This window comes from Protofrankia sp. CiP1_Cm_nod1, assembly GCF_920888515.1.
Classification (GTDB): domain Bacteria; phylum Actinomycetota; class Actinomycetes; order Frankiales; family Frankiaceae; genus Protofrankia.
Genome location: NZ_CAKKTM010000254.1, coordinates 1 through 4,116, shown reverse-complemented (window position 1 = coordinate 4,116; position 4,116 = coordinate 1). Strand labels below are relative to the sequence as shown.

Sequence of the window (4,116 nt, the reverse complement as noted above, 5' to 3'; positions counted from 1 at the left end):
AGGCCGGATGGTCCGGTCAGATGGCTGGTGGCCGTGCCTCGTACGGGGTGGACAGGACGACCATGGTGCGGGTCGACACGTTCGCCGCGGCCCGGATCTGCTGCAGCAGGCTTTCCAGGTCGCCCGGGGTGCCGACGCGGACCTTGAGCAGGTAGCTCTCCTCACCGGCGACGCTGTGGCAGGCCTCGATGGCGGTCAGGTCCCGCAGCCGCTCCGGGGCGTCGTCCGGCTGGCTCGGGTCGATCGGCTTGATCGATACGAACGCGGTGAGCGGGAGGCCGATCTCGGCGGCGTCGACGATGGCCGTGTACGCGGTGATCACGCCTCGCTGTTCCAGGCGGCGTACTCGCTGATGGACCGCGGACACGGACAGGCCGGTGGACCGGCCCAGGTCGGTGTAGCTCATCCGGCCATCCCGGCACAGCAGACGGACGATCTCACGGTCAAGGTCTTCCAGCACGATCCGGAGCGTACGCAGATCACGGACCGTGGTCGTGTGCTGGGTGGATGTCGATACGCGAAGAGGCGGATGTTGGTACGCGGCAGGGGATGTCACCCTGTCCGGGTGCGTACCTCCACCGCCGGTCGGCTGATGCTGCTGGACACCCCGTCGCTGTACTTCCGCGCCTTCCACGGGGTGCCGCGGTCGGTGCGCGCCCCGGACGGGACACCCGTCAACGCCGTGCGCGGCCTGCTGGACACCCTGGCCCGCCAGATCGTCGAGATCCGTCCCACCCGGCTGGTGGCCTGCTTCGACGCGGACTGGCGCCCGCCGTTCCGGGTCGCGCTGCTGGCGTCGTACAAGGCCCACCGGGTGGCCGCCGGTGGCACCGGCGGCACCGGGAGCGCGGGGAGCGCGGGGAGCGCCGGGTGGGCCGAGGACGTCCCGGCGGAGCTCACCGCCCAGCTGCCGGTCATCGACGCCGTCCTGGACGCCGTCGGCGTCCCCCGGGTGTCGGCCGCCGGCTACGAGGCGGACGACGTCATCGGCACGCTGGCCACCCGTGACCAGGCGGAGGTGGACGTGCTCACCGGGGACCGGGACCTGTTCCAGCTGGTCGACGACTCCCGGCCGGTACGGGTGCGCTACGCGGTCGAACGGTTCGCCGTGATCGACGAGGCGGCTGTGGCCAGCCGTTTCGGCATCCCCGGCCGGGCCTACGCCGACTTCGCGGTGCTACGCGGCGACCCCAGCGACGGGCTGCCGGGTGTGTCAGGCATCGGCCCGAAGACCGCGGCGGCACTGCTGAGCAGGTTCGGGTCGCTGGCGGCGGTCCGGGCCGCGGCCGCGCGAGGGGAGATCGCCGGCTTCCCGGGCCGGAGCAGGCAGCGGATCATCGAGGCCGCGGCCTACCTGGACGCCGCCGTGCCGGTGGTCCGGGTCGTCACCGACGTCGGCCTGCCGCCGGTGCCGGACCGGCTGCCCGCCCGGCCCGCCGACAGCGCGGGACTGGCCGCGCTGGCCCGGCGGTGGGGTGTGGAGAAGGCCTGCGACCGGCTCGTCGCGGCCCTCGGGCACGTCTGACGGATGGCTGCCCGGCAGCCGGGCGGCGGCTGGCCGGCAGCCGGGCGGACACGCCCTGGCTGCGGTGCCGGCCACGTCGGTTGTGTCACTTGTCGCGGCTGTGCTTGTAATGTCCACCCGTACCCGCTCCATGGCCGGTCGGCACCGGACGAGGCAGACCTGGGCGAAAGGGGACGCAGCCTCACCGGCGTGAGCCGGTCGCGGCCCCGCGCCGGTGTCCTCACCGCGTGGCCCACCGGCGTCCCGACAACGCAACCCCGATAACGGAACGCAATCCCGATGACGGAATGAGGTGAGGCGGTGGGGCTGCCCGAGCGGCTCGCGGGCAAGCGCGTCCTTGTCACGGGAGCGACCGGCTTCGTGGGCGAGGCACTGCTCGAACGGCTGCTGTCCGATCTGCCCGGCACCGAGGTGGTCGCCCTCGTCCGTCCGCGCGCCGGCCGTAGCGGTCAGGCCCGGTTCGCGGCGCTGGTTGCCAAACCGGCATTCGCCGCCTGGCGCGGTCAGGTCGGCGCGGACGGGGTCGAGCGGGCGCTGCGCGAGCGGGTCACCGTGCTCGAGGGTGACCTGGAACGGATGCCGACGTTGCCGGCGGACATCGACGTCGTGATCCACTGTGCCGGTGAGGTGTCCTTCGACCCGCCGATCGACGCGGGTTTCGCCACCAACCTCGGCGGGGTCCAGGAGCTGCTGCGGGCGGTGCGGGACAGCGGCGCCCGCCCGCACATCGTGCACATCTCCACGGCGTACGTGGCGGGTCTGCGCTCCGGGCACGTGGCCGAGGGCCGGCTGGCGCACACCGTCGACTGGCGGGCGGAGCAGACCGCCGCGCAGCGGGCACGGGCGGCGGCCGAGGACGCCTCCCGTACCCCCGAGGCGCTGCGCGGCTTCCGGGAGCGGGCCGAGGCCGATCATGTGCGCGCCGGCGCCCAGACGGTCTCCCGCGAGGCCGAGCGCCACCGCCGCCGGTGGGTGGAGCGCCGGCTCGTCGAGATCGGCGGGGAACGGGCCCGGGTGCTGGGCTGGACCGACTGCTACACCTTCACCAAGGCGCTCGCCGAGCGCTACCTGGAGGACTCCCGCGACGGCCTGCCGCTGACCGTGGTGCGCCCGTCCATCATCGAAAGCGCGCTGGCCCGCCCGTTCCCGGGGTGGATCGAGGGCTTCAAGATGGCCGAGCCGCTGATCATCGCCTACGCGCGCGGGGAGCTGCCGGACTTCCCGGCCTCCCCCGACGGCATCATCGACATCATCCCGGTCGACCTGGTGGTCAACGCGATCATCGCCGCGGCGGCGGCCACCCCGCCGGCGGACACCCCGGCCTACTACACGGTCTGTTCGGGCTTCCGTAACCCGCTGCTGTTCCGGGACCTCTACGAGCATGTCCGGGAGTACTTCCAGCGCCATCCGCTGGTCGCCCGCAACCGCGGCGCGGTCGCCGCGGCCGAGTGGCGTTTCGCCGGGGCCGCGACGGTCGAGAGCAGGCTGCGCCGCGGGGAGCGGTTCACCGAGCTCGCCGGCCGGGCGCTGGCGTACGCGCCCCGTTCCGACCGGGTCCGCCAGGCCGCCCGCGACCTGGAGCAGCTCGACGAGCGGCTGTCGTTCCTGCGCCGCTACCAGGACCTGTACCGCTCCTACACCCGGGCCGAGCTGGTCTACGTCGACGACGCGACCCGGGCCCTGCACCAGGGGCTGGAGCCCGCCGACGCGCAGCGGTTCGGGTTCGACCCAGCCTGCTACGACTGGCACACCTACCTGCAGGACATCCACATCCCGAGCGTGACGGCGACCATCCGCGGGCCGGACACGTCGCCGCCGCCGGCCCGCCGGGTGGCTCCGGCCTCGGCCGGCGGGCCGGACACGCTGGCGGTGTTCGACCTGGACGGCACGCTGGTGTCCTCGACCGTGATCGAGTCCTACCTGTGGCTGCGGCTGGCCGACCAGAACACCGTGGCCCGCGGCCGGGAGCTGGCCTCGCTGGCCCGTGCGCTGCCCGGCTACATCCGCGCCGAACAGCGGGACCGGGGGCATCTCATCCGGGCGGTGTACACCCGCTACGCCGGCGCCGACCCCGACGAGCTCGCCCGTCTCGTCGACGAGGTCGCCGGGGACATCCTGCTGCGCCGGGTCAAGCCGGCGGCGATCCGCCGGGTCCGTGAGCACCGGGAGGCCGGGCACCGGACGGTGCTGCTCACCGGCGCGGTCGCGGTGCTCACCCGTCCGCTGGCACCACTGTTCGACGAGATCGTCGCGACCGCTCTCGCGGTCGGGCCGGACGGGCGTTACACCGGACGGCTGACGTCGGCGCCGCTGGTCGGGGACGCCCGGGCGGCGTGGCTGAGCCACTACGCGGGGCGGGTGGGGGCGAACCTGCGGGCGTCGTGGGGGTATGCCGACAGCCAGTCGGACCTGCCGATGCTGCGTGCCGTCGGCAACCCGGTGGCGGTCAGCCCCGACCTGCCGCTGTACCGGGTCGCCCGCCGCTCCGGCTGGCCGATCGAGGAGTGGTCGTCGACGCCGGGCGAGCCGCGCGCGGTCGCGGCCGCCCGCGACGAGCGCCGGGCCCATGCCGTGGCCGCGCGGGTGCGGGC

The 4,116-nt window shown here is 74.2% G+C and carries 3 protein-coding genes; 2 read left to right on the top strand and 1 reads right to left on the bottom strand.

Annotation, left to right across the window (positions count from 1 at the left end; genetic code table 11):
- Positions 1–16 precede the first annotated feature (16 nt).
- A complete protein-coding gene (locus tag NBX02_RS11620; protein ID WP_445548381.1) occupies positions 17–556 on the bottom strand; it encodes an Lrp/AsnC family transcriptional regulator in 540 nt (179 codons plus the stop codon).
- Here NBX02_RS11620 and NBX02_RS11615 point away from each other — a divergent pair.
- Complete coding sequence (locus NBX02_RS11615) at positions 530–1,525, top strand: 5'-3' exonuclease H3TH domain-containing protein (RefSeq protein ID WP_250286956.1); 996 nt, start codon at positions 530–532, stop codon at positions 1,523–1,525. The two genes, NBX02_RS11620 and NBX02_RS11615, sit on opposite strands and share 27 nt — an antisense overlap.
- A gap of 300 nt (positions 1,526–1,825) precedes the next feature.
- Positions 1,826–4,116: HAD-IB family hydrolase (locus tag NBX02_RS11610; protein WP_250291303.1), on the top strand; the 2,291-nt coding region annotated here is incomplete at its 3' end.